This window comes from Bacillus piscicola (assembly GCF_022458745.1).
GTDB classification, from domain to species: domain Bacteria; phylum Bacillota; class Bacilli; order Bacillales; family Marinococcaceae; genus Alteribacillus_A; species Alteribacillus_A piscicola.
Genome location: NZ_JAJJJF010000002.1, coordinates 375,784 through 399,605, shown reverse-complemented (window position 1 = coordinate 399,605; position 23,822 = coordinate 375,784). Strand labels below are relative to the sequence as shown.

At 42.7% G+C, this 23,822-nt stretch carries 26 protein-coding genes; 14 read left to right on the top strand and 12 right to left on the bottom strand.

The window, feature by feature from the left end:
• Positions 1-28: 28 nt before the first annotated feature.
• Both LOR49_RS06680 and fdhD read right to left on the bottom strand, forming a co-directional pair.
• Complete coding sequence (locus LOR49_RS06680) at positions 29-256, bottom strand: group-specific protein (protein ID WP_240375490.1); 228 nt, start codon at positions 254-256, stop codon at positions 29-31.
• Positions 257-274: 18 nt separating this feature from the next.
• Positions 275-1,063, bottom strand: a complete 789-nt coding sequence (gene fdhD, locus LOR49_RS06675; protein WP_240375489.1) for a formate dehydrogenase accessory sulfurtransferase FdhD — start codon at positions 1,061-1,063, stop codon at positions 275-277.
• Positions 1,064-1,423: 360 nt separating this feature from the next.
• On the opposite strand from fdhD, the gene LOR49_RS06670 reads away from it, so the two are divergent.
• From LOR49_RS06670 to LOR49_RS06655, 4 genes are all read left to right on the top strand, one after another.
• Positions 1,424-2,662, top strand: coding sequence for an L-lactate MFS transporter (locus LOR49_RS06670; RefSeq protein ID WP_240375488.1), 1,239 nt, complete (start codon positions 1,424-1,426; stop codon positions 2,660-2,662).
• Positions 2,663-2,739: 77 nt separating this feature from the next.
• Entirely contained in the window at positions 2,740-3,108 is a 369-nt protein-coding gene (locus LOR49_RS06665; RefSeq protein ID WP_240375486.1) for a Na-translocating system protein MpsC family protein, read from the top strand.
• A 148-nt stretch (positions 3,109-3,256) separates the two neighbouring features.
• The gene (fdhF, locus tag LOR49_RS06660; RefSeq protein ID WP_275899543.1) at positions 3,257-6,226 is read left to right on the top strand and encodes a formate dehydrogenase subunit alpha; all 2,970 of its coding nucleotides are present in this window, start codon (positions 3,257-3,259) and stop codon (positions 6,224-6,226) included.
• Complete coding sequence (locus tag LOR49_RS06655) at positions 6,210-6,728, top strand: helical membrane plugin domain-containing protein (RefSeq protein WP_240375485.1); 519 nt, start codon at positions 6,210-6,212, stop codon at positions 6,726-6,728. Before fdhF ends, LOR49_RS06655 begins: the two co-directional genes overlap by 17 nt.
• 44 nt (positions 6,729-6,772) lie before the next feature.
• Here LOR49_RS06655 and LOR49_RS06650 read toward each other — a convergent pair whose 3' ends face one another.
• Positions 6,773-7,285 (bottom strand): cupin domain-containing protein, encoded by a 513-nt coding sequence (locus LOR49_RS06650; protein WP_240375484.1) that lies wholly within the window; start codon positions 7,283-7,285, stop codon positions 6,773-6,775.
• A gap of 194 nt (positions 7,286-7,479) precedes the next feature.
• Between LOR49_RS06650 and LOR49_RS06645 the strand changes: the two genes are divergently transcribed.
• The 10 genes from LOR49_RS06645 to LOR49_RS06600 all read left to right on the top strand — a co-directional run bounded on the left by LOR49_RS06645 (position 7,480) and on the right by LOR49_RS06600 (position 12,887).
• A complete protein-coding gene (locus LOR49_RS06645) occupies positions 7,480-7,731 on the top strand; it encodes a YkuS family protein (RefSeq protein ID WP_240375483.1) in 252 nt (83 codons plus the stop codon).
• A gap of 148 nt (positions 7,732-7,879) precedes the next feature.
• Complete coding sequence (locus LOR49_RS06640) at positions 7,880-8,065, top strand: BshB3 potential contributor to bacillithiol synthesis (protein ID WP_240375482.1); 186 nt, start codon at positions 7,880-7,882, stop codon at positions 8,063-8,065.
• A gap of 187 nt (positions 8,066-8,252) precedes the next feature.
• On the top strand, positions 8,253-8,450 hold the full coding sequence (locus tag LOR49_RS06635) for a cold-shock protein (protein WP_240375480.1): 198 nt from the start codon (positions 8,253-8,255) through the stop codon (positions 8,448-8,450).
• 154 nt (positions 8,451-8,604) lie between these two features.
• Positions 8,605-8,907, top strand: coding sequence for a hypothetical protein (locus LOR49_RS06630; RefSeq protein ID WP_240375479.1), 303 nt, complete (start codon positions 8,605-8,607; stop codon positions 8,905-8,907).
• A 243-nt stretch (positions 8,908-9,150) separates the two neighbouring features.
• The gene (locus LOR49_RS06625; protein ID WP_240375478.1) at positions 9,151-9,633 is read left to right on the top strand and encodes a hemerythrin domain-containing protein; all 483 of its coding nucleotides are present in this window, start codon (positions 9,151-9,153) and stop codon (positions 9,631-9,633) included.
• 150 nt (positions 9,634-9,783) lie between these two features.
• The gene (locus LOR49_RS06620; RefSeq protein ID WP_240375477.1) at positions 9,784-10,014 is read left to right on the top strand and encodes a Spo0E family sporulation regulatory protein-aspartic acid phosphatase; all 231 of its coding nucleotides are present in this window, start codon (positions 9,784-9,786) and stop codon (positions 10,012-10,014) included.
• A gap of 17 nt (positions 10,015-10,031) precedes the next feature.
• Positions 10,032-10,694: a 5,6-dimethylbenzimidazole synthase gene (gene bluB, locus LOR49_RS06615; RefSeq protein WP_240375476.1), complete on the top strand. Its 663-nt coding sequence runs from the start codon at positions 10,032-10,034 to the stop codon at positions 10,692-10,694.
• A 190-nt stretch (positions 10,695-10,884) separates the two neighbouring features.
• A complete protein-coding gene (locus tag LOR49_RS06610; protein WP_240375475.1) occupies positions 10,885-11,091 on the top strand; it encodes a hypothetical protein in 207 nt (68 codons plus the stop codon).
• Positions 11,092-11,105: 14 nt separating this feature from the next.
• On the top strand, positions 11,106-12,047 hold the full coding sequence (locus LOR49_RS06605; RefSeq protein WP_240375474.1) for a ketopantoate reductase family protein: 942 nt from the start codon (positions 11,106-11,108) through the stop codon (positions 12,045-12,047).
• Between the two features lie 45 nt (positions 12,048-12,092).
• Positions 12,093-12,887 carry a class I SAM-dependent methyltransferase gene (locus LOR49_RS06600; protein WP_240375473.1) on the top strand — a complete coding sequence of 265 codons (795 nt, stop codon included), beginning with the start codon at positions 12,093-12,095 and terminating at the stop codon, positions 12,885-12,887.
• Positions 12,888-13,060: 173 nt separating this feature from the next.
• Here LOR49_RS06600 and LOR49_RS06595 read toward each other — a convergent pair whose 3' ends face one another.
• The 9 genes from LOR49_RS06595 to LOR49_RS06555 all read right to left on the bottom strand — a co-directional run bounded on the left by LOR49_RS06595 (position 13,061) and on the right by LOR49_RS06555 (position 23,819).
• Positions 13,061-14,005 carry an MBL fold metallo-hydrolase gene (locus tag LOR49_RS06595; RefSeq protein WP_275899542.1) on the bottom strand — a complete coding sequence of 315 codons (945 nt, stop codon included), beginning with the start codon at positions 14,003-14,005 and terminating at the stop codon, positions 13,061-13,063.
• A gap of 86 nt (positions 14,006-14,091) precedes the next feature.
• Positions 14,092-14,586: a metal-dependent hydrolase gene (locus LOR49_RS06590; protein WP_240375471.1), complete on the bottom strand. Its 495-nt coding sequence runs from the start codon at positions 14,584-14,586 to the stop codon at positions 14,092-14,094.
• Between the two features lie 44 nt (positions 14,587-14,630).
• Complete coding sequence (parC, locus tag LOR49_RS06585; RefSeq protein ID WP_240375469.1) at positions 14,631-17,084, bottom strand: DNA topoisomerase IV subunit A; 2,454 nt, start codon at positions 17,082-17,084, stop codon at positions 14,631-14,633.
• Positions 17,084-19,054, bottom strand: a complete 1,971-nt coding sequence (parE, locus tag LOR49_RS06580; RefSeq protein WP_240375468.1) for a DNA topoisomerase IV subunit B — start codon at positions 19,052-19,054, stop codon at positions 17,084-17,086. Before parE ends, parC begins: the two co-directional genes overlap by 1 nt.
• A gap of 147 nt (positions 19,055-19,201) precedes the next feature.
• Positions 19,202-19,618, bottom strand: coding sequence for a CoA-binding protein (locus tag LOR49_RS06575; RefSeq protein ID WP_240375467.1), 417 nt, complete (start codon positions 19,616-19,618; stop codon positions 19,202-19,204).
• A 20-nt stretch (positions 19,619-19,638) separates the two neighbouring features.
• Positions 19,639-21,171 (bottom strand): ABC transporter permease/substrate-binding protein, encoded by a 1,533-nt coding sequence (locus tag LOR49_RS06570; RefSeq protein WP_275899541.1) that lies wholly within the window; start codon positions 21,169-21,171, stop codon positions 19,639-19,641.
• Positions 21,168-22,235 (bottom strand): ABC transporter ATP-binding protein, encoded by a 1,068-nt coding sequence (locus LOR49_RS06565; RefSeq protein ID WP_240375466.1) that lies wholly within the window; start codon positions 22,233-22,235, stop codon positions 21,168-21,170. Before LOR49_RS06565 ends, LOR49_RS06570 begins: the two co-directional genes overlap by 4 nt.
• 191 nt (positions 22,236-22,426) lie before the next feature.
• Positions 22,427-22,618 carry a hypothetical protein gene (locus tag LOR49_RS06560; protein ID WP_240375465.1) on the bottom strand — a complete coding sequence of 64 codons (192 nt, stop codon included), beginning with the start codon at positions 22,616-22,618 and terminating at the stop codon, positions 22,427-22,429.
• A gap of 61 nt (positions 22,619-22,679) precedes the next feature.
• A complete protein-coding gene (locus tag LOR49_RS06555) occupies positions 22,680-23,819 on the bottom strand; it encodes a THUMP domain-containing class I SAM-dependent RNA methyltransferase (protein WP_240375464.1) in 1,140 nt (379 codons plus the stop codon).
• Between the last annotated feature and the right edge of the window lie 3 nt (positions 23,820-23,822).

Genomic DNA, 23,822 nt, shown 5'->3' with positions numbered 1-23,822 from the left:
TCATCATAATGGAGAGGGAGTTCTTCATTTAAACCGAAATGGCGGTGATTTTCTGATTGCGTTCTTGTTTTTCGCTGTTATCGGCTAAATCATATTTTTTAAGCAGGTGAAATAGTTCGTTAAGCGTTTCTTGATCCGCTTCTTTTTCTAGCAACTCCTGGCAATGAGTAAAGATAGCAGCCGGTAAGTATTCCTTTTGGCTTGCTAATTTTTCTAATACTGAACTTTTAGAATGATCGATATTACATTTGCTCATTGATTTTCTCCTCCTTCTTTAAAGTAAAACACGAAAGGGATGGCTGTATACATTAAAAGAATGACTGCGGATAAAACCGACTGCTGTTATATTGAGATCTTCAGCGAGTTTAATAGCCAAATCTGTCGGAGCTGACTTGGACAAAACGATTCCGACGCCAATTTTTGCCGCTTTCGTTAGTATCTCAGATGATATGCGTCCGCTGAAGACTAACACTTTGTCCCGGAGGTTGATTCGTTCATACAGACAAAACCCGTACAATTTATCAAGGGCATTGTGTCTGCCAATATCGGAACGGGTAAGCATGATCTCATCGACTGAACAGAGAGCGGCATTATGCACGCCGCCAGTTCGTGAAAAGACTTCACTTTTTTTGTGCATTTCCCCCATTAAAGACAAGCATTGTTCTGCGGTGATGGTCATTTGGGATGTGGATGTTTTTGCTGTTCTGGCATCGTTTTGAAAATAAAACTGCCGGCTTTTTCCGCAACAGGAACCAATCACTCTTTTAGTAAAAAAGGTTGGATCAGTGGACAGCGTTTTGTTAAGCAACACGTAAGCAAACCCGCGTTCCTCATCAAGCTCCAGCGACTGAATATCTGAAGCGAAAAAAATAATCCCTTCGGAAGCAAGAAAACCGACCACCAATTCCTCGATATGAAGGGGGGTACAAACAAGGGTCGCGAACTCTTCATCATTTACATAAATAGTAATTGGTTTTTCTATTGCGATTTCATCTTCTTTTTGCTGAAAAACACCTTCATTGTACATGATGATAGGGGTATAGTGGCTTGCTTTCCGTTCCATTATTTTCATCCCCTTCTGCAAACTGTATATATAGAATATAAACATACCTTATTCGCTGTTACAACTTTTTCGTTTTAACTGGATGTTGTTATTGTCAAATCTTTCAAAATAAGATATGATTTTAAATAGTTCACGAATTTGTAACAGAAAGACCTGCGTCAGCGACCCTGTCGTCTAGGTTTTAATGTTACTTGTTGTGAAAACGATTACCTGGTTAAAAAGCAGCGATCCTGCTGATGGCTAACACGTCGTTATTTACCCTAAACGAAATATTTTCGCGAAGGGGAATTCGACGTGTTTTTATTTTTTCTGAAGCTGCTTTTTCCGGAAAACAGTAAATAAGAAATGAGGGAGGTACACATGCAAACGAAGAAAAATCGCTGGCTGATTGCGTTAGCGGCTGTTGGTATTCACCTGTCGATTGGCTCCGTATATGCATGGAGTGTGTTTACAAATCCACTGATGGAACAATATGGGTGGGACTTAGGCGCTGTCTCCTTTACTTTTAGTTTAGCCATTTTATTTTTAGGTTTATCTGCTGCGTTTTTAGGCCATTTTGTCGAAAAGTACGGGCCGAGAGCTTCCGGGTTCGTATCGGCGGGATTTTTTAGCGTTGGGATCCTTGGTTCTGGATTTGCTGTCTCGATTGAATCCCTCTGGCTCCTGTATGTGTCGTACGGCGTACTCGGCGGTATCGGGCTTGGGGTTGGCTATATAACCCCTGTTTCCACGCTTGTGAAATGGTTCCCGGACCGGAGAGGACTGGCAACAGGTCTTGCCATTATGGGATTTGGCTTTTCGGCTGTCATCTATAGCCCTGTTCAAAGTACGTTAATACAATCGGTAGGAATCGCCAATACTTTCTATATTCTGGGCTGTATTTTTCTTGTCATTATGGTCGCCTCTGCCTCCTATTTGGAAAAGCCACCGGAAGGGTTTATGGAAGGTTCTGCAAAAATGGAAAAGAAGAAGAATCTCGACCTTTCTCAACTTACGGCTAATGAAGCAGTGAAAACGCGCCGGTTTTGGTATTTGTGGCTCATGTTGTTCATTAATGTAACGTGCGGGATCGCCATACTCGCTGTCGCATCACCGATGGGGCAGGAGATCGCTGGTTTGTCAGCGGCAGCGGCAGCCACAATGGTAGGCATTATGGGTTTCTTCAACGGTGCCGGCCGCTTAGTTTGGGCATCGGTATCTGATTATATGGGACGTCCTAACGTATATACAACGTTCTTTGTTATTCAAATTGCAGCTTATTTCTTATTGCCGTCCATCACAGCAGCACTCTTGTTCCAACTGTTATTGTTTATCATTATAAGCTGTTATGGAGGCGGCTTTTCTTCCATCCCTGCTTATATCGGCGATCTTTTTGGGACAAAACAGCTGGGGGCCATCCACGGTTATATTTTAACTGCTTGGGCAGCCGCAGGACTTGCGGGTCCTAATATAGCTGCTTGGGTACGGGAGACAACGAACAGCTACACGGCTACTCTTTACATTTTCGGTGTTCTTATTTCGATTGCGTTTATTATTTCATTACTGGTACGGATTGATATTCGGGAATTGAAGCAGAAAAACGATAAAATAGCAAGTTGACCTTTTTTTAAGAACTCTATTATAATGAAGCAAGATAATAGAATAAAAGTACATCACTAGAAAAGGGTAGCTGCGACATGGGGAAATATGAAGCAGAATTTAGTAATTTAGTGCGGTCTTTTCGTAAACGTCATATGGGAAAGGGGCCGACCCATATAACGACAACCTTTTGCAAGAGTTGGGCGATTTGCGAGATGAAAGGGAATCTTTCCCCGGTAGAGAAGTTTATCGCGAATGCCGAAGAAGGGAAACAATTCTTAAGAGAAGCACGCACTGAGATGGTTAAAGAGATGTATAAACGAAATCATCCCGTGGAAATGGAGCAATTATTGGACTGCCATTTTGTTGATTTGTTTGTGGACATCGATATCGAACGTGATTTTGGCATGTCCATCTTTGTTTTTGATGAAAACATCGAGAAAAAATTCCGATCAAAAAATGATTGATTTAGGTTAGGTACTTGACAGCGATCCTGTTAAAGGCTCAGCCGCCGCTTTTTATTTTGCCTTTAGCAAAAGAGCGGTGGTTTTTTATTATGCTTTTCCGGTTATAGACGAATAGTCTTTGTACAATTTTTAAAAGGAAAGGGTGTTGATGGTGAGTAAGGACATTAAAGTGACCGTGAATGGAACAGAAACAAATGGGAAGGACGGGCAATCGATGCTGCAATACTTGGCCGCGCGCGATGCTGAAGTCCCAAGCGTCTGTTACCATCCAAGCCTCGGTGCTATTGAAACGTGTGATACGTGTATCGTCGAAGTAAATGGAGAAATGGTTCGGGCATGCTCGACGGAAATAAATGACGGAGACGAAATAACCACGTCTGCACCACATGTTCGGGAAGCCCAGGCGTATGCAATGGACAAAATTCTGTATAACCACGAGCTGTACTGTACGGTGTGTGATTATAATAACGGGAATTGCGAGATTCATAATACAGTCAAAGAGATGCAAATCGAGCATCAAGAAATTCCTTTCGAAAAGAAGCCTTACGAGGTCGATAACTCGAACCCTTTTTACCGCTATGACCCAGATCAATGTATTTTGTGCGGCCGCTGTGTAGAAGCGTGCCAAGACGTGCAGGTGACAGAAACACTCAGCATCGATTGGGAACGCGAGCGTCCGCGGGTCATATGGGATAACGATGTTCCGATAAATGAATCTTCCTGTGTGTCGTGCGGACACTGTTCTACCGTCTGTCCTTGTAATGCGATGATGGAAAAATCGATGGTCGGAGAAGCAGGTTACATGACCGGGCTTTCTCAGGAAACGCTGCGGCCGATGATTGACATTACGAAAGACGTCGAAACCGGTTACAGCTCGATTTTGGCGATTTCTGATATGGAAGAAGCAATGCGAAACAGCCGAATTAAGAAAACAAAAACGGTTTGTACATACTGCGGGGTCGGGTGCAGTTTTGATGTGTGGACGAAAGACCGCCATATTTTAAAAGTAGAACCACAAGCAGAAGCACCTGCAAATGGAATATCAACCTGTATTAAAGGGAAGTTCGGCTGGGACTATGTGAATAGTGAAGAAAGACTTACGAAGCCGCTGATCCGAAAAGGAAATGAATTCCATGAAGCCACATGGGAAGAGGCACTGCAGCTAATTAAAGAAAAATTTACGGAGATTAAAGAAAGAGACGGTGCCGACGCTTTAAGCTTTATTAGTTCTTCCAAGTGTACCAATGAAGAATCTTATTTAATGCAAAAATTGGCACGCGCTGTCGCAGGCACAAATAATATCGATAACTGTTCCCGTTACTGTCAATCACCAGCAACAATGGGACTGTGGCGCACAGTCGGTTATGGAGGCGACTCCGGCTCGATTACCGACATTGAACAATCCGAGTTGATCATTGGCGTAGGTACAAACACGGCAGAATCGCATCCGGTTCTTGCGACAAGAGTAAAAAGATCACACAAACTTCGCGGTCAAAAATTAATAGTCGCTGATTTGCGTAAACATGAAATGGCTGATCGTTCTGATTTATTTATCAGCCCTGAATCAGGCACAGATATTGTTTGGCTCTCCGCAGTGACCAAATATATGATCGATCAAGGCTGGACAGACGAAACATTTTTGAAAAATCGTGTGAACGGGCTGGATGAATATGTGAAATCACTGGACAAATACACGCTTTCCTATGCTGAAGAAATAACAGGCGTGTCGGCGGATCAGTTGAAGAAAATTGCTGAAATGATCCGCGATGCGAAAACGACTTGTATTTTGTGGGCGATGGGAGTCACGCAGCATTCAGGAGGAAGTGATACAAGTACAGCCATCTCAAACCTCCTCCTCATCACAGGGAACTACGGGAAACCGGGAGCAGGCTCTTATCCACTCCGCGGCCACAATAATGTGCAAGGAGCGAGTGATTTTGGCAGCATGCCGGACCGTGTGCCGGGTTATGAGTTTATCACAGATGATAATGTGCGTAACCGTTATGAAAAAGCCTGGGGCACGGAACTTCCGTCAGAGAAAGGGTTAAACAACCATGAAATGGTCGACGCCATACACGATGGAAAACTAAAATCCATGTATTTAAAAGGGGAAGACATGGGAATTGTCGACTCTAACATTAACTATGTCCAGGCTGCCTTTGAAAAATTAGAGTTTTTTGTCGTGCAAGATCTGTTTCTTACCCAGACCGCCAAGTTTGCTGATGTCGTTCTCCCGGCAAGCCCAAGCCTGGAAAAAGAAGGAACATTCACCAACACAGAGCGCCGCATTCAACGTTTATATGAAGTGATGGAGCCTCTTGAAGGAACAAAACCGGATTGGGTGATTATTCAAGAAGTGGCTAATATGCTAGGGGCTGATTGGCAGTATAGCCACCCAAGTGACATTATGGATGAAGCGGCAAGTCTTTCCCCGATGTTTGCAGGAGTGTCTTATGAATATCTCGAAGGTTACAACAGTTTACAATGGCCGGTAGAGAAACCAGGGCAGGGAACCCCGCTTTTGTTTGTTGACGAATTTCCGTTTGATGACGGGAAGGCCCGCCTGTACCCGGTGGATTGGACGAAGCCTGTTTATTATGAAGAGCAATATGATCTACACGTGAATAACGGAAGGCTGTTAGAACATTTCCATGAAGGGAATATGACGTATCAATCAAAAGGAATCTCCAGCAAGACACCAAGTGTTTTTGTGGAAGTTTCTCCAGAGCTTGCCCGTGAGCGCAACTTGTCAGATGGGTCACTGGTACGGTTAGTATCTCCTTACGGCGCGGTGAAATTAAGGTGTATCGTGACAGACCGCGTCCGCGGAAATGAATTGTATCTCCCGATGAATGATAACGATGAAGGGGCGATTAACCTACTGACTAGCAGTTATGCAGATAAAGACACGGATACTCCGGCTTATAAAGAAGTAAAGGTGAAAATGGAAGTTCTTGAAGCAAAAGGAGAGTCACCTCTTCCTAAGATCAACCACCGTTTCGGGAACCCTCAGCCGCAAATTGGGGTAAATGTGGAGAAAAAATGGCAGCGGGATGACTATGTTTTCCCTGGCGATCTCGTAAAAAAAGGAGCGTTAAGCCATGGCCAAAAAAATTGAGACAGTAAAAAAGTGGGAATGGACGGAAGAAGAAAAGCGAACGCAGGAGTTACGGGAGATTGAAGATGCCCTTATTGAGAACAAAGAGGCGATCTTCAAAACCCTCGACATTCTAAATGAGGCAGACAACAAAGGCCTGCTGAACATGGTGAGCGGCCTGCTTCATGAAGGAGAAAATGTGTTACAGGTAGCAGTGAAAACAATGAATAAACCAGAAACAACGAATACAATCCGTAATGTTCTCCTTATGATGGGTACAGCGAGCTTAATCAATGTACAGGAGCTCGAGCCTTTGTTACTCAAAATCAACAAAGGGATCGAACAAGTCGCAGAAAAAAGTGATACGGATGAAAAAACAGGTTACTTTGATATGGCCCGCTCCCTGAAAGATCCTGAAATCAACCGAGCACTCACGATTATGCTTGCCTTTTTAAAAGGGATGGGAGCAAAAACAGAAGACGAAATGCGAAGCAAAGAAAAACCAGTGGATCAAAAAGTATAAAGTAAACAACGTAAGCGCCGGCCCGTACCGGTGCTTACGCTGTTTTAATACTCTTTATTCACCCATATTTTTATTAACGGTCCTTCTTCACCAAATATGGGGTCTTGATTGGGAAGCGGCACTTGGTGGATATCCTCCAGTACATCAGGACGCTCTTCTGCTTTCCCGGTTTTTACATTATAATCCATTCCATTAGGATATGCACCAACGAGTCGGAAATCAAAGCTTGCACTCATTTTTTTGTGCCCTGTTCCAGCAGGGAGTACAAGCACATCTCCTTCACGCAGATCAAACATTGTTCCATCCTTGCCGCCGATCCGGATGCGCGCTGTCCCATTAATAATTCCTAGCACTTCGTGGGTGTTGCTGTGGTAATGATCATAATCATATACGCTTCCGACCCAGCTGTTTTTCCAGTTATGATCTGAAAAAGTCTGTCTGCACTCTTCGGGATTATCAGCGAAGACACCCGAGTATAACAAAACGGGGAGCTCTTCATTGTTAGGAATTTCACCATCATCTTTAAATGTCATCGGTGTTACTTCTTCATTTTTCATGTTACATTCCTCCACTTTAAGACGAAAAAATTCGATTACGTTGTTATAGATACTATATCCTATTTTTTCGTCCCTCAAACGCCACCTTAGATTGGAAGCTTTTGCGTTATTAGTAAACACTTGCAGGTATGATAAGACAATATAAAGGGCAGTCTAGGGAAGGAAAAATAACATTACATGGTAGGAGGAATAATATGGCTCGCATCGGTGTCGAGGAAAGCTTAACAGACATTCAGCAGGAATTAGAGGAACGAGGCTACCAGGTTGTTGCGTTAAAACAAGAACAAGATGCCCAAGGTTGTGACTGCTGTGTCGTCACGGGGCATGATGAAAACATAATGAATATACAAGATACGGTGATGGAAGGATCTGTCATTAATGCCCAAGGCTATACAGCAGAGGAAGTAGGCGCGCAGGTCGAGGAAAAAATACAGCAGCAAGAATAATAAAAGGAAGGAAAAAGATCTGCCCGCAAAACGGCAGATCTTTTTCAAACCCTCATCCGTCCGTTACCATCTCTCTACTGGACAATTAAGAGCGATATGGTAAGATGAAACCATAAAGAGAGAGGAATGACACGGGGGGAAAAAGGGGATGAATATATCTTTAATTGCGGCTGTTGTGATCTGTTTGATTGCACTAGTGATCACGTTAACATTAACCCAGATCGAAGATAAAAATTATGATAGCAATAAAAGTATCGCTAATTTAGCACTTATTTATATCGTATTCTTGCCAGCTCTTTTGTTAGTGATAGGAGTTCTTTGGTTTATATTGTAAAAGAATAAAGACAAACAATTCTGTGTATACAAGAAAAACTTGCTATTCTATAAAGATGGTGGTATGCTTATTTTACTTAAGATTGTTCAAGCTTCTAAAAGTAAAAAACTCTTTCGTTTTTAACATCAAGTAGAGCAAGTTTAAGAATACAGTTTGTGTGCATAGACACACAAGGAGGAAGAATTACATGGAACAAGGTACAGTTAAGTGGTTTAATGCAGAAAAAGGTTTTGGATTTATCGAGCGCGAGGATGCTGACGATGTATTCGTACACTTCTCAGCTATTCAAGACGAAGGGTTTAAAACTTTAGAAGAAGGACAAACAGTTTCTTTTGACATTGTAGACGGTCAGCGTGGACCCCAAGCCGCTAACGTCCAAAAATAAATAAATGTATTTACAAAAGCCGCCAAAACACTTGGCGGCTTTTTATTTGCTTTTTTTGGATAAAGTGTTATTCATAAATGAACCCAATTACGCAAAAGCTAACTCTACAGGAATTTTCACATTCCTTATTTTTATAAAAAGAGAGGAGAAAAACATGAATAACTTCCGTTGGATGAAACGACTCATGAATACGGGTCGAAAACGAAGATTCTTTGCCATGAATCGACAGAACAACCGGGGAAGAATGGGCATGTTTTTAACTTTGCTTGGAGTCGGCGCAGGGGCTGCTTGGTATGGTTTAGCTCAAGGACGTGATAACAATAAAGAGAGGTCGTCCCGTTCGTTAGTTAATATGCCTTCAGCTGCTAAGGCAGCGATGCCAAGCACGGAAACGGCCTTTGCGGAAGAACTTCTCCAAGAAGTAACATCCTCTACAAACAAGAAAGAACATGAATAAGAACACCTTTAGCAGAGCCAGAACTTGACGGGCTCTGCTTTTTTTGTCCCGGTTTACAGACAGGATAATAAACAACCACATCTTATCCGTCTTGCAAGCACAACCCCCTCTTGCTTCTGTACGCAATCGTTATGATAGAAGGGCAACTTTATTTTCCTTACAAAAAAGCTTTTCAGCGTGCTGAAAAATGATAAGATAGGAAGAGGAATACGGATAATTTTATACAAAGCGAGGGAAAGTTTCATGGAAAAAAAGCAAAAAGGAATCACCCGTCATGAATCGCTTTACCCTTTATCTCATCATCATCACCGTGCCCTGTTTTTGGCTTTGAAGTTAAAACGGGCCGGTACGGAAAAATCAAGATTTTCAATCGAGCAAATAGCGGAGGATCTAAAAGATTTTTGGGAGCCCGGCGGTGATCAGCATTTCCGCGAGGAAGAGGAAATACTCCTGCCTGCTTTCTCCGAGTTTGCTACCATTGAGCGTCCGGAAATAATCGATATGCTATTGGAGCATGTCACCATCCGGGCAGCCATACAAGGCCTATTATACGCATTCGACCAAGAGAATTTTACAGATTGGAGTGACTTATTACCTAAAATGCATCGGTTGGGTCACTTGTTAGAGGAACATGTACGTAAGGAGGAAAGGATTGTTTTTCCATTAATAGAGGCTTCTATACCCGAAGAAAAGTTACGGAAGTTGGAGCAATTGTTTCATAAATAACCAATATAGCTATCATTTCATCAGTAAATGTTAACGTTTTGTTAACAGTAAACATTTTTCTACATTGTTGACAGTTTTCAACAATAAAATCACCTATCCTCTTGTATACTAATAAATATAAACCAAATCTAAAGTAGGGGATGTCGCTAGGTGATTACGTATAAAAAAATATTAATGGGTCAAATTCACTGGAAAAGAAGACAAATGCATGCACAAGCGAAACAGTATGGGCTGACTGACAAAAGAACAGTAATGTGCAGCCAAGAGTTAGATGAGCTCTTAAATAAGCTGCAACACCTAGAAATGACATCTTCTGCAGGATCCCAACTGTCTACAGAAAATGATCAACCGCTGTCAAAAAGTAAGGCGGTGCATTACTGAGCGAACGGAGTGACTTTATGAATACATTCACCGATAAAGAAAAAGAAGCAGTTTATAAAGCGATTTATACGAGAAGAGATGTAAGAAGTTTTACATCCACACCCATTCCGGCAGACGTAATTGTTCGGATTTTAGATGCTGCTCATCACGCCCCGTCCGTCGGGTTTATGCAGCCATGGAACTTTATTTTGGTCACCTCTGCGGACGTGAAAGAACGCCTTGCCTGGGCTGCAGAAAAAGAACGGAAAGCACTGGCGATTCATTTTGAGGGAGAACGAGAGACGAAGTTTTTAGGTTTGAAAGTGGAAGGGTTAAAGGAAGCCCCTTTGACAATCTGTGTGACATGCGATCCTACAAAAGGCGGCTCTCACGTTCTTGGTAGAAATTCTATTCCAGAAACGGATATGATGTCCACTGCCTGCGCGATCCAAAATATGTGGCTAGCATCTTGTGCGGAAGGAATAGCGATGGGCTGGGTCAGCTTTTATAAAAAGAATGATGTCCGTGACATTCTAGACATCCCTCCTCATATCGATCCAACAGCACTTATCTCAATCGGCTATACAGAAGATTACCCAGATAAACCAATTTTAGAAACGGCAGATTGGGAAAAGAGACAAGCACTCGAACCCTTGATTTTTCACAACAAATGGGGGACTAAAAACAACGAAACACTCTAAATTCTGACAGAAAAGAGCCCTTGTAACATGAAGGACTCTTTTTTTTATTTTCTTTTCCCACAACACACCTTATAAAAATCCTTAAGATCTGTTCATTCTACAAGCTGCGCTATGGTATGCTAGCAGTGTAATAGTAGGTGCTATCATATAACTAGTACCTGCTATGCCAGATAGAAGGAGAGAGATATGAATGGGAACTAATAAAAAAATACAATTGAATGTTCGAGTCGATCAAGAAATTGCTCATAAATTGGATCGTATCGTAGAGTACTATCAAAAAAACACGAAATACGGTACCGTGTACAAAGGGGAAGTGCTGACTGATCTAATTGAAAAAGCATACGAATCCATGCAAAAGCAATCAAAGTGGATGAAAAATAAAAATCGTTCTTTGTAAGAGGTGAATAAAAGTTGCGAACTTTAATAGTAGGAGCAGGTGCGATGGGGTGCTTGTTTGCTGGTAAAATGAGGCAAGCCGGTGTGGATGTAACAATATATAACCGTAAAAATGACCATACTGAAATAATAAAAGCAAATGGTTTGGAGCTTATTGAAAAAGATGGAACAGTTAAAAACATACAACTTCCTGTTGTGACCGATCCAGTTGAGTTAACAGCGAGTTTTGACTTGATGATCGTGCTCGTTAAATCATTTGCCACAGTCGATGTATTGAAGCAAGTTAAGCAATCGATTACGGATGATACGATTGTCCTGTCCCTGCAAAATGGACTAGGGAACCTCGAGAAACTGCAGCAAGCAGCCCCAAATAGTATATGCTGCGTCGGCGGTACAGGCTCCGGTGCGAGTGTGATTGAAAACGGTGTTATCGCTCATCGCGCGTTTGGGCATACATATATTGGAATGCCATCAGGGCAACAAAAGAAAGCCCATGATATTGCAGCGCTGCTCACCGCAAGCGGCCTGGGAACATCCGTCTCCGATGACATTCACTCTGTCATTTGGAGTAAGTTAATCGTAAACATCGCGTATAATGGCGTCACTGCCATTTCCCGGTTGAAAAACGGTGATGTGGCAAGTGTCCGGGAAGGACAAGAAATCATAAAGCATTTAGTAGAAGAAGCGAAGTTAGTGGCTGATGCTGAGGGAATTACGCTCCTTTATGACGAACCGGCTGCAGAATGTGTACGAATGGGGATAGAGGACTTTTATCATAACAAATCATCGATGCTCTCTGATATGATTAATGAAAGAAAAACAGAAATTGACAGCATAAATGGGGCCATTGTAAAACTTGGGAGCAAGCATTCTCTTGCAACACCTTATAATGAAATGATCACTCACTTAGTAAAATTAGCGGAAACAACATATCAGAAAAGGGTTGTGAAGCTCTGAAGCCATTTAGGAATAGCTGAGTGCATTAAGTGGAGGAAAGAAGAAATGAAAGATAATCAAAAATTAATTGAAGCATTTACGAATAGTTTACCGGAATATCTTCAGGATATTGAAAACGTTTCTGGGAAGCTCTTTTATTCCATCACATGGAACCAGATAGAAAATCACATCACCAAAGAAAAATCGCTTAGAATCTTAGATATCGGTTGTGGGTTTGGCGTGACTTGTATCCGGCTATCCGAACTCGGACACCAAGTAACGGGCATCGATATTACCCCTGACATGATTGAGACTGCCAAACAAAAAGCGGAGGAAAAGGGGCAAAATACAACGTTTTTAATTGGAGGTGTTAACAGTTTAGAAGATACTCTCCAAGGGAAGACCTATGATTTCATTATTTGCCACAATGTGCTTGGATATATAGAGAATCCTACAGTCTTATTAGAAAAGCTCCGTTCCCTTCTTACGAAAGATGGATATATATCGATCATTAATCATAATCCTGCGTCCAAGGTTCTTAAGAAAGCTTTGGTAGAAGAAGATCTAATGCAGGCAAAAGAAGCGATTGGGGAAGAACAAGAATACAACTCTTTAATTGGAGCTGTTGTTAACCAGTATCATACAGAAACATTCTATAAATGGTTCGATCTTTTGAATTTCCAATTGACGATGCGCTATGGTATTCGATGCGTGTTTGACTATCTCCATGAAAAAAGCACTCTGCAGCATGACCATCATGTAGATGATCTCCTTGAACTTGAATTAGAACTAGGAAAAACGAAGCCTTTTAAGGATGTTGCTTTCTTTTCGCATTTTGTTATCCAAAAGAACACAGGATGATGAAAGTTGCTCATAACACACAAACGGGGGAAAAGGGAGTGATGCAACATTATCCACTCCTTTATCAGTTAACATAATATATATTACAAGCAGTAAAAGGGAAAAAGTGAGATCCGTCTCACTGGTTAAGTAAACTTGTGATAGTGAGACGGAATAGAAATTTATATAAAAATTCATGTTGTGTAATAGATCCACTCACCTTGATGAGTCTCACGTCGGCATTCTTGTTTGTTTCGTAAATACTCTAAGTGAGCCAGCGTTTCGCCAACTGAAAAACGAGTTTCGTGGATAGATAATTCTTTATTGAATAATTTCAGACTGGTTTCATATACGTTATGCGGTTCTTTTAGTACATTCAGTAAAAATGATAATCGTTCTTCATGGTGTTGCATAATCTGTGAAATTCTTTCGTTTGCTCCTCTAAACGGTTTGCCGTGTGACGGGATGACATGCTCCACATCTAATGCTTTTATCTTCTGTAAGGAATCAAAATATAATGCGAGTGGATTGTCATTCCCATAGAACCAATAAGAAATATTCGGTGTGATTTTTGGTAAAATATGATCTGTTGAGAGTAAAACACTTTCTTTTTCATTGTATAACGTAATCAGCCCATCTGAGTGGCCCGGCGTAAAGAAAACCTCATACTCATCATTACCAAAATGCACCTTCTCCCCTTCCTCCACATAATGATTGACCTTCGGATATGGTGTAACAAGAGGAGTAAAATCAGCAGTATCTTGCTGTAGCTTCTTACTAATATCATCAGGGACTCCAGCAAGTGTATACATATCATCAAGTTCGTTGTTAAAGCCCTCGGTCCACATCGTTTCACCGGCTGCCGCATCTGTTTTTGTCATCCAGACTTCGGCTCCGGTTTTTTGCTGGAGTCCCCCCGCATAGCCGTAATGATCAGGATGGTAATGAGTGATTAGAAGACGGCTAATCTCTTTCTGGCCGATAAATGTGTTCCAGCGTTGAATCGTATAGTCGTTATGTAGACCAGTATCCATAATTGTCCAGCCATTGTTGCCTTCCGCTAAAAAACAGTTGACATGGTTTAATTTAAAAGGTAGTTCCATTCTAATAGCTGTAATCCCCAACTTATCAAGTATCATAGTAAAAAACCTCCGTACTGCCTGGTACAAATTTTTATCCTGTTATAAATAGAAGAAACCCTACTGATTAAGGCTTTCCTTTATCATTAGGCGGGGCCGGCGAAAAAATAGAGAATCCATAATAAAAGAAAAAAAGAGATGATGCCTTCTCCCAGTGAGCCGGTTTTTGTCGTAAGCGGAAACCGAAAATGCATATGAACTGGGTACAATAAGGCAACACCGCGGCTTGTCAGCATATCCAGGATAATATGGCTCAGAACACCGGCTGTTACCCCTATCTGTACGGCGCTCCCCATACTTCCGGGAACACCGCCTGCTGCAAAGTATAAGAGAAGCACAAATAATAAGCTGTGGGTGATGGTGCGATGACCGAACAGTTTGCGGATCAGCATTGACAGCACACCTACCCGCCTTCCGATCCAGGAGAAAGGATGGCAAATATCCGGAAGCAGGCCGCCGGCAAGGATACTGGCAAAAAACACCACTCCCTCCACACTAGATAGAGTGAAGGGCGTCAGACCTGTTGCTAGAACAAGCGTACCAGCTGCTACAGCTCCGATCAAGTGAGTACCTGCGTTCATTTTTTAACCCCTTCTTTAGTTAACATAATATTTTTACGCAAAAATCACGAACTATTCTCTTCTGGTAATTTGCAGTCTATTTTTTTCCAAATGTCCGTGACCGTACCTCTTTCTTCGGTATCGACGACAAAAGATCCATTACTGTATCGGTCAACGCCGCGAAGATGATCAGTGGGTTCTGTGTGGATATACCCGTTTTCGGTTCGAATGTTTATATCGGCATGCTCACGTATTACTTTTTCAATGCCGACAATCTTGTGAGGTTTCGTTTTTAACTCGCGTAACATAACAAGTCCTCTTTTGGCCCTTGAATTTTTGTCAAATTCTTCGAGTGCCATTTTTTTAACGGCACCGCGTTGGGTAACAGCGATAATCGATGCATCTTTTTCTGTTGGTTGAATGGGTAAGCCATTTACTACATAGTCATTTGGTTTAAGATTTATCCCTTTCACCCCGGCTGCCCTCTGGCCGACGACAGTAACCTCTTCTTCCGCAAAACGCAGTCCATAACCTAAATGCGTGCCGATAAACAGATCACTATCTCCCTTTGTCAGCTCAACATTGACCACTTGATCTGCCTCTTTTAAACGGACAGCAACCAGTGCTCGAGAATATCGCTGAGCTTTGTAGAGAGCAAGTGATGACTTCTTCACCATACCGTTACGGGTAAAGAATAACAAAAACTGGTCATCGGTAAAGGTACGAACAGGAATCGCTTTTACAAGGGCATCATCCGCTGCAAGCGAGATAACATTCCCAATGTGTTGGCCATTATCTTTCCAGCGAATGTCAGGGAGTTCATGGACGGGAAGGAAAAGGTAGTTCCCTTTTTGTGTAAATAACAGTAACGTGTCTGTCGTATTCAGTTGTTGAAATAATAGAAGGTCATCCGTGTCTTTCATGCCCGGAGGTTCTTCGTTTGATGCGGTAAAAGAACGAATGCTTGTTCTTTTTACATACCCTTCACGTGTTACGGTGACCAGCACATCTTCAGACGGAACCATAACTTCCATGTCAATCTTTAATTCTGCTATTTCTTCTTCGATGATGGTGCGGCGTTTATCGTTGTACGTTTTTTTCACTTGGCGAAGCTGGCGGGTAATAACATGTAATAAAGCTTTCTCGTTTTCTAGTATTTCTTTCAGTTTGTCGATTTTTTTAGCGAGTTCTTCAGCTTCTTCTTCCAGTGTCTTTATATCTGTGTTTGTAAGACGATATAACTGCAACGTAACAATCGCTTCAGCCTGGGGTTCAGTGAACGAATATTGGTTAATTAGATTCGTTTTGGCGTCTTTTTTATCCCGGGACGCGCGAATGGTTGCGATCACGTCATCCAGAATGGATATCGCCTTGATGAGACCGTGAACAATATGTAGTCGTTCCTCTGCTTTGTTCAGCTCATAACGACTTCGGTTCGTGACAACTTCTTTTTGATGCGCGATATAAGACTGAAGCAATTCCTTTAAACCTAATAGTTTCGGTGTTTTGTTTTGGATGGCGACCATATTGAAGTTGTAAGTCACCTGTAAGTCGGTCATTTTGTACAGATAATTTATAATGCTGGTTGGTTCTGCCTCTTTTTTAAGTTCAATGACGATACGCAGGCCTGACCGATCTGTATCATCACGGACTTCGGCAATTCCTTCAATTTTTTTGTCAAAACGAATTTCATCCATTTTTTTTACGAGATTTGCTTTATTGACGTCATAAGGAATCTCGGTAATTGTAATTTGTTTCCGTCCGCCCTTCATTTCTTCAACCTCTGTTTTCGCACGGACGACGATTTTTCCTTTACCAGTTTCGTATGCTTTTTTTATGCCGGCTACCCCTTGAATGATACCGCCAGTAGGAAAATCGGGGCCTTTTAAGACAGTCATTAAATCAGTGACGGTGCATGCCGGATTTTTAATCTCCATTAATGCAGCGTCAATGACCTCCCCAATTTGGTGAGGCGGAATATCCGTTGCGTAGCCAGCCGAAATGCCGGTTGAGCCGTTGACTAAAAGATTCGGGTACAATGCCGGCAACACGACAGGTTCTTCGAGCGAATCATCAAAGTTAGGGATATGCTCGACGGTGTTTTTCTCTATATCTTGTAGAAGCTCTGCCGCGAGATTGGAAAGCCGCGCTTCTGTGTACCGCATTGCCGCAGGGGGGTCTCCGTCAAGAGAGCCGTTATTTCCATGCATTTCAATAAGCGGCATTCTGCTTTTCCATTCCTGGCTCATACGCACCATCGCTTCATAAACGGAAGAATCCCCGTGCGGATGGTAGTTGCCGATTACGTTTCCGACCGTTTTGGCTGCTTTGCGGAAAGGCTTGTCGGCCGTATTACCATCGCGAAGCATGGCATAAAGAATGCGACGCTGTACCGGCTTCAACCCGTCTCTGGCGTCGGGAAGGGCACGCTCTTGGATAATATATTTACTGTACCGGCCAAAGCGGTCGCCCAGCACATCTTCTAACGGTAAATCTAAGTATTTTCCTGCTTCCGCCACTATTTATCCTCCTCGGTAATATGAAGGTTTTCATTTTCCAGTATATTCGTCTCTTCTTCGAGACCAAATGCAACATGCGATTCAATCCATTTTCGTCTTGGTTCTACTTTATCCCCCATAAGCGTGGTAACCCGCTTATCAGCTCGAGCTAAGTCTTCTACGGTGACGCGGATTAACGTTCTCGTTTCTGGATTCATGGTCGTTTCCCATAACTGGGTCGCGTCCATTTCACCAAGACCTTTATAGCGCTGAACGGTATAACCTTTCCCTACTTTTTTCATCGCTTCCTGAAGTCCGCTTTCATCCCAAGCGTATTCAATCTTTTGCTTAGCTCCACTGCCTTTACTTACCTTATACAAAGGTGGGAGAGCAATGTAGACTTTACCTGCTTCTACAAGGGGCCTCATGTACCGGTAAAAGAAAGTCAAGAGCAGCACTTGGATGTGGGCACCATCCGTATCAGCATCTGTCATGATAACCACTTTATCATAATTACGGTCCTCAATCGTGAAATCCGCCCCTACTCCGGAACCGAGGGCGTAGATGATGGTACGAATCTCTTCGTTTTTCATAATATCATCCAGTTTTGCTTTTTCCGTATTGATTACTTTACCACGTAAAGGGAGAACAGCTTGAAACTTACGGTCCCGGCCTTGTTTAGCTGATCCGCCTGCGGAATCCCCTTCCACCAGATACAGTTCATTTCTGTTTGGATTTTTCGATTGTGCGGGAGTTAATTTACCGCTTAATAAGACATCTCTTTTGCGGCTTTTCTTACCTTGTCTTGCTTCCTCCCTGGCTTTACGTGCTGCTTCTCGTGCTTGTGCCGCTTTAATCGTTTTTTTCACGAGCATGGAACTGACAGAAGCATTCTCTTCTAAAAAATATGTCAACTGTTCCGAGACAATTTGATCTACAGCCGAACGGGCTTCCGGTGTGCCCAGCTTCCCCTTCGTTTGCCCTTCAAACTGAAGTAAATCTTCCGGTACACGGATGGAAATAATGGCAGTGAACCCTTCTCTTATATCGGAACCGTCCAGGTTTTTATCCTTTTCTTTTAAGAAGTTCATTTTGCGTGCATATTCATTCATTGCGCGAGTGACGGCCGTCTTTGCACCCGATTCATGAGTGCCGCCATCCTTTGTGCGTACGTTATTTACGAAAGAAAGGATATTCTCCGTGTACGCATCATTAAACTGAAAAGCAAATTCCACTTCAATGTTGTGACTCTCCCCCTGAAAAAAAACGACAGGATGAAGGACCTCTTTGTCTTCATTTAAATATTCGACGAATGCTTGTATACCAGTATCATATGTAAACGTTTCCGATTTGCTTTCTGCGGGCCTCTCATCCAAGAGATGAATCGTAACCCCGTTAAGTAGGAATGCCGCTTCTCTAAGCCTTTCTGCCAGCGTCTCGTACTGAAAAGAAGCGGACTTAAATATAGTTCGATCCGGTTTAAAACGAATGATGGTGCCTGTCCGCTTTGTCTTTCCTTTTTTCACAAGGGAAGAAACGGGTTTCCCGCCATCAGAAAATTTCTGCTCAAAAATTTCTCCATTGCGGTGGATCGTCACAGTCAGCCATTCAGACAACGCATTGACTACAGAGGCACCAACCCCGTGCAAGCCGCCGCTCGTCGCATAGCCGCCTTGTCCAAATTTCCCACCGGCATGAAGAACAGTTAAAATAACTTCAGGGGTCGGGCGTCCGGAACGATGTGTTCCTGTAGGAATACCCCGACCTTCATCTTTTACTGTTACGCTGTTATCGTTGTGGAGAATAACTTCAATCGAATCGCCGAATCCTGCCAGTGCCTCGTCCACAGCATTATCTAGTATTTCAAAAACTAAGTGATGAAGACCACGGGCGTCTGTACTGCCGATATACATACCTGGTCTTTTTCTGACCGCATCAAGACCTTCAAGCACTTGTATCGTATCGTCGTTATAGTCAGTCGTTTGTTTCATTGGGCAGGTCCCCTTTCCGTTTCAGCAAGTCCTGTATGTACTGTACACTATATCATATCACAAATAAGAACAAACGTTCATCCTTCCTTTTAGGATGATAATCAGGCAAAAAGAAACGCTCATTCGCTGAAATGAGCGCTGAAGTGTTTATTTAGCCATCGCGTGTTCCACTTTAATGCAACGATCCATGATTACAGTCATGCCGGCATCTTTCGCAATATGGAACGCTTCTTCATTTTCAAGACCAAGCTGTGCCCAGAAAACTTTGGCATCCGTTCCCGCCGCCTCTTTCGCTACTTCGGGAAGATGCTCACTTCTACGAAAAACATTAACAATATCAATTGGTTCTTCTATCTCCTTAAGAGAGGTAACCGCTTTTTCACCTAATACGTGAGACGCTTTCGGATTAACCGGGATAATTTTATACCCTGCATCCTGCATCACTTTACTAACTTGATAAGAGGTACGCTCCGGATTATCGGAAAGGCCAACAACTGCGATGACCTTGTTTTCTTTTAAGATCTCGCCTATTTCTTCACGGGATGGATATTCCAATGTACTCATTTACAACTAGCCTCCTCTTGTTAATCTAATAACCCAGCATTCTTCAAATAATTTTCTGCAACAGCACTAGGATCGGCATCCTCATAATCCACCTTATAATTCATTTGCTGCATTTCTTCATTTGAGATTTTGCCGGCGAGCGCATTCAGAATCGGTTCAAGCTTTGGATACGTTTCTAATGTTTTTTCTTTTAGCAGCGGTCCACCTTGGTAGGGTGGAAAAAGGTTCTTGTTATCGGAAATGATGTGTAAGTTATATTCTACCATATCTGCGTCCGTGGAATAAGCATCAATTACATCAATTTTGCCAGCATGAACGGCTCGTGTTCGCAAACCTGCGTCCATTTTCTCTACTTGATCAAACGAAAAGCCATATACATCCTGAACGCCAAGATAACCATCCTCCCGGTCAGCAAATTCAAAAGTGAAACCGGCAGTCAAATCATTTTTATGCTTCTCTAAATCAGAAATCTTTTCCACGCCTAACTCTTTTGCTTGATTTCTTCTCATGGCTAAGGCGTAGGTGTTATTAAATTTCATCGGTTTTAGATAAGCCATCTCATATTTTGTGGCCATTCCTTTTTTAGCCTGCTCATATACTTCCTGTTCTGTACTTCCTTTTTTTGGCTGTTGATCAAGGAGTGCCGTTAAAGCGGTCCCGGTAAATTCCGGGTAGATATCGATCTCGTCCGTGAGCAGCGCATTAAACGCCATATCTGTGCTTCCGAAGCCTGATTCCACTTTGACTGAAATGTCTGCTTGATCTTCAATTAAGTGTTTGTACATGTTCGCAATGATCTCCGGTTCTGCCCCTAGTTTTCCCCCAATCACAAGCTCGGAATCTTTAGACTGCACGAATAACGGAGCTGCTACGACGAGTAAAGAGGAAAGCAAGACGATGGACACCGGGGTAAGTGCTTTGCCGCGTGATGTTTTTTCTGTCACCCGTAAAATAAGGTCAAAAAATAAAGCAAGTAACGCCGCTGGAATGGCGCCAAGAAGGATATAGGCGTTATTGGCGCGATCGATACCTGTCATAATGAAATCCCCAAGGCCGCCGGCACTAATTAAAGCAGCGAGCGTGGCTGTACCGACAATCAATACCATTGAGGTTCGGATACCAGCCATCATTACCGGAACAGCCACGGGCAATTCAATTTTCCGCAATTGCTGGAAGGACGACATTCCCATTCCAGCTGCCGCTTCTTTGATCGCAGGATCAACACCTTGTATGCCCGTATATGTATTCCGGAGTATTGGCAAAAGGGCATACGCCGTTAACGCTATAACTGCAGGCAAGGTTCCGATTTGGTTTAAAAGCAAAATCATAAACCCTAAGAGGGCAAGACTTGGAATGGTTTGCAGTACTGCGGCAACGCCAATAATTGGCTCCGCGATCCTTTGTTTCCTTGTTAGAAAAATCCCTACAGGAACCGCAATGCAGACCGCGACAAGTAGAGCAAACAGGGACATATGAACATGTTCCCAAACAAGTCTCCAAAAGGTGTCCTGCCGTTCTTGAAACAGAGCAGCCATTTCCTTTAAGATCGTCATGATACTGTCTCCTTTAGATGGTGTTGTGCATGTTTTAAGAAATGTACGATATCTTTGTAGCTGATGACGCCAATGATTTGCCCGTCCCGTATCACAGGAAGTGCTTCGACATCCGTCTTATCGAAACAGTGAACGGCTTTATCAAGCGGTGTATCCGGATGTAACGTGACTTCTGGAGAGAGAACTTCCTCTCCTTGTCTGCGACCGAGAAATTCACGATCATCCCCAAAAATATAAAGAGGGGTATACTGTTTATGGGATGCCTGCGCCATATTATCTACGTGGGCGGAATATTCACTCTCTCGGTTCATGATTTTAGAAACAGGAGTATTCCACTCGTTGTCTCTATTCCCGATGAATTCTTTGACAAATTGATTTACCGGCCTTGAGATCAGTTCGTGAGGAGTGCCGGTTTGAATTATTTTTCCATCATCCATCAAACAAATTCTGTCACCAAGCTGAAGAGCTTCATCAATATCATGGGTAACAAAGACAATTGTTTTTTTAATATCAGCCTGCAATTGGTGAATGTCTTTTTGAAGTTGTTCACGGCTTATCGGATCAAGAGCACTAAAAGGCTCATCCATTAAAACAATATCAGGGTCTGCGGCTAATGCCCGAATAACTCCCACCCGCTGTTGCTCACCGCCCGAAAGTTCAGCAGGCATTCTATTCCGGTAGACAGCCGGATCAAGCCCCGTCATATGTAGCAACTCATCCACTCGGCTGGAAATTTTCCTTTTACTCCATTTTTTCATCTCAGGGACTACACTAATATTTTCGGCAATGGTCATTGTCGGAAATAAGGCAATTTGCTGCAGGACGTAGCCTGTGTTCCAGCGTAATTTCTGGAGATCCCAATCTTGAATGTCCTTCCTCTTAATGGTGATCCTTCCGCTCGTTGGTTCTATCAGACGGTTGAGAAGTTTTAACGTCGTTGTCTTGCCGCAGCCGCTTGGCCCAATTAAAACAAACATTTCCCCTTCGTTAATTGTCAGGTTAAAGTCCTGGATTGCTTTTGTTCCATCATTGAATTCTTTTTGTATGTTGTGAAAGGTGATCATTAACATGTTCCTTTCTATTTCAATTGTCTAGTAGGAATGATAATCTATGTTGTTTATTTCACTTTTTTACAATTTTAAACCCATATTGTAAAAAAGCAGAAAAACAAAAAACCTGAAGCATGTTCTGCTTCAGGATAAGTAAGGAAGAAAATATAAGCCAATGCCCTATCTCCATTGCTAGGGAACACCGCCTACCCTTTTTGCATGAAGTAATAATTCCAGGCTTTCGCGAGCCGGTCCCGCGCCTCCAATAGAGCAGCTTTTCTATTTTCTTCTAATTGGGTTAGAGCAGTTTGCGCCTGGCACACTTCTTCTGCATTTCCAATAGCTTTTTCTATCTTGCGCAGACTATAAAGACGCTGGTCCTGTATCACTCTTTCCAACTGATTTCCCTCCTTGCGGCTCTTACATTACATTCTTATCCGCGGCAAGGAGAGAATATGACTATTTTTTCACAGGGCGTTTTCCCCAGTATTGGTAGTAATCCGTTTTTATATTGCCATTATAGAGCTTGCGTTTTTTAGTCGCTTTTTTTCCGTATAGCGCTTCAAACTTTTCATTTGATGTGATAAAGTAAGCCGACCACGTGTCATATGGCCGCAACGTTTTTCCGAGTTCTTTATACAACGCTTCTACGTTCTCTTTTTCGCCGATTCTCTCCCCATACGGTGGATTAGAAACGATACATCCATTTTCTTCATTTGTTGTAAAGTCAGACATTTGCATTTGCTTAAAAGAAATAGATCCAAACAGGCCGGCTTCTTTGGTGTTTTCGACTGCAAGATCAATCATTTTATGGTCAATATCTGTCCCGGTGATGTCTAATGGCTGGTCGTATTTGGCCAGGTCTTCCGCTTCCTGACGTGCTTTGTTCCAAATCGTCTGATCAAGCCAATGCCAGCTCTCCGAAATAAAATCGCGATTGAAGCCGGGAGCAATATTTTGACCGATGAGGGCAGCTTCGATCGGAATCGTCCCTGATCCACAAAAAAGATCTACAAATGGCCGGTCTGGATGCCAGTTCGTCAACATAATTAGGCTGGCTGCAAGTGTTTCTTTAAGAGGTGCTTTATTATGAAGCGGACGATATCCCCGTTTATGGAGGCCTTGCCCGGTCGTATCGATCGTAAGCACGGCGGTGTCTTTATGAATGGCTATCTCTATTTTGTAAAGCGGGCCGTTCTCTTGAAACCAGCTAGTCTTGTATGTCTTTTTCAAACGTTCCACAACTGCTTTTTTAACAATGGCCTGACAGTCCGGTACACTATATAACTTGGACTTAACGGAACGACCGGTAACGGGGAATTCGGCATCTTCCGGCAGAAAATTCTCCCAAGGCACGGCCTTTGTCTGTTCGAAAAGTTCTTCAAACGAATAAACTGGGAATTCAGCCATTTTAATTTTCACCCGATCTGCGGTACGCAGCCACATGTTGCTGCGGGCAATACCTTCTGGGGGTGCTTCAAATTCAACTTTTCCATTTTCCACGATGGGGTTTTCGTAGCCGAGTGCCTTAACTTCACGAGCAACGAGCGCTTCCAGCCCCATTGTAGCTGTTGCAATTAACGTAACATTAGAATCCATCCT

What these genes read in the sequence shown, in the direction of transcription:
- LOR49_RS06555 (WP_240375464.1), bottom strand. Translation starts at nt 23,819, where the DNA reads ATGGATTCTAATGTTACGTTAATTGCAACAGCTACAATGGGGCTGGAA.
- LOR49_RS06665 (WP_240375486.1), top strand. Translation starts at nt 2,740, where the DNA reads ATGGGGAAATATGAAGCAGAATTTAGTAATTTAGTGCGGTCTTTTCGT.
- LOR49_RS06575 (WP_240375467.1), bottom strand. Translation starts at nt 19,618, where the DNA reads ATGAGTACATTGGAATATCCATCCCGTGAAGAAATAGGCGAGATCTTA.
- LOR49_RS06670 (WP_240375488.1), top strand. Translation starts at nt 1,424, where the DNA reads ATGCAAACGAAGAAAAATCGCTGGCTGATTGCGTTAGCGGCTGTTGGT.
- LOR49_RS06570 (WP_275899541.1), bottom strand. Translation starts at nt 21,171, where the DNA reads ATGACGATCTTAAAGGAAATGGCTGCTCTGTTTCAAGAACGGCAGGAC.
- LOR49_RS06680 (WP_240375490.1), bottom strand. Translation starts at nt 256, where the DNA reads ATGAGCAAATGTAATATCGATCATTCTAAAAGTTCAGTATTAGAAAAA.
- LOR49_RS06625 (WP_240375478.1), top strand. Translation starts at nt 9,151, where the DNA reads ATGGAAAAAAAGCAAAAAGGAATCACCCGTCATGAATCGCTTTACCCT.
- LOR49_RS06650 (WP_240375484.1), bottom strand. Translation starts at nt 7,285, where the DNA reads ATGAAAAATGAAGAAGTAACACCGATGACATTTAAAGATGATGGTGAA.
- LOR49_RS06630 (WP_240375479.1), top strand. Translation starts at nt 8,605, where the DNA reads ATGAATAACTTCCGTTGGATGAAACGACTCATGAATACGGGTCGAAAA.
- LOR49_RS06655 (WP_240375485.1), top strand. Translation starts at nt 6,210, where the DNA reads ATGGCCAAAAAAATTGAGACAGTAAAAAAGTGGGAATGGACGGAAGAA.
- bluB (WP_240375476.1), top strand. Translation starts at nt 10,032, where the DNA reads ATGAATACATTCACCGATAAAGAAAAAGAAGCAGTTTATAAAGCGATT.
- fdhF (WP_275899543.1), top strand. Translation starts at nt 3,257, where the DNA reads ATGGTGAGTAAGGACATTAAAGTGACCGTGAATGGAACAGAAACAAAT.
- LOR49_RS06645 (WP_240375483.1), top strand. Translation starts at nt 7,480, where the DNA reads ATGGCTCGCATCGGTGTCGAGGAAAGCTTAACAGACATTCAGCAGGAA.
- LOR49_RS06600 (WP_240375473.1), top strand. Translation starts at nt 12,093, where the DNA reads ATGAAAGATAATCAAAAATTAATTGAAGCATTTACGAATAGTTTACCG.
- LOR49_RS06640 (WP_240375482.1), top strand. Translation starts at nt 7,880, where the DNA reads ATGAATATATCTTTAATTGCGGCTGTTGTGATCTGTTTGATTGCACTA.
- LOR49_RS06565 (WP_240375466.1), bottom strand. Translation starts at nt 22,235, where the DNA reads ATGATCACCTTTCACAACATACAAAAAGAATTCAATGATGGAACAAAA.
- LOR49_RS06595 (WP_275899542.1), bottom strand. Translation starts at nt 14,005, where the DNA reads ATGATACTTGATAAGTTGGGGATTACAGCTATTAGAATGGAACTACCT.
- parE (WP_240375468.1), bottom strand. Translation starts at nt 19,054, where the DNA reads ATGAAACAAACGACTGACTATAACGACGATACGATACAAGTGCTTGAA.
- LOR49_RS06610 (WP_240375475.1), top strand. Translation starts at nt 10,885, where the DNA reads ATGGGAACTAATAAAAAAATACAATTGAATGTTCGAGTCGATCAAGAA.
- LOR49_RS06635 (WP_240375480.1), top strand. Translation starts at nt 8,253, where the DNA reads ATGGAACAAGGTACAGTTAAGTGGTTTAATGCAGAAAAAGGTTTTGGA.
- LOR49_RS06590 (WP_240375471.1), bottom strand. Translation starts at nt 14,586, where the DNA reads ATGAACGCAGGTACTCACTTGATCGGAGCTGTAGCAGCTGGTACGCTT.
- fdhD (WP_240375489.1), bottom strand. Translation starts at nt 1,063, where the DNA reads ATGGAACGGAAAGCAAGCCACTATACCCCTATCATCATGTACAATGAA.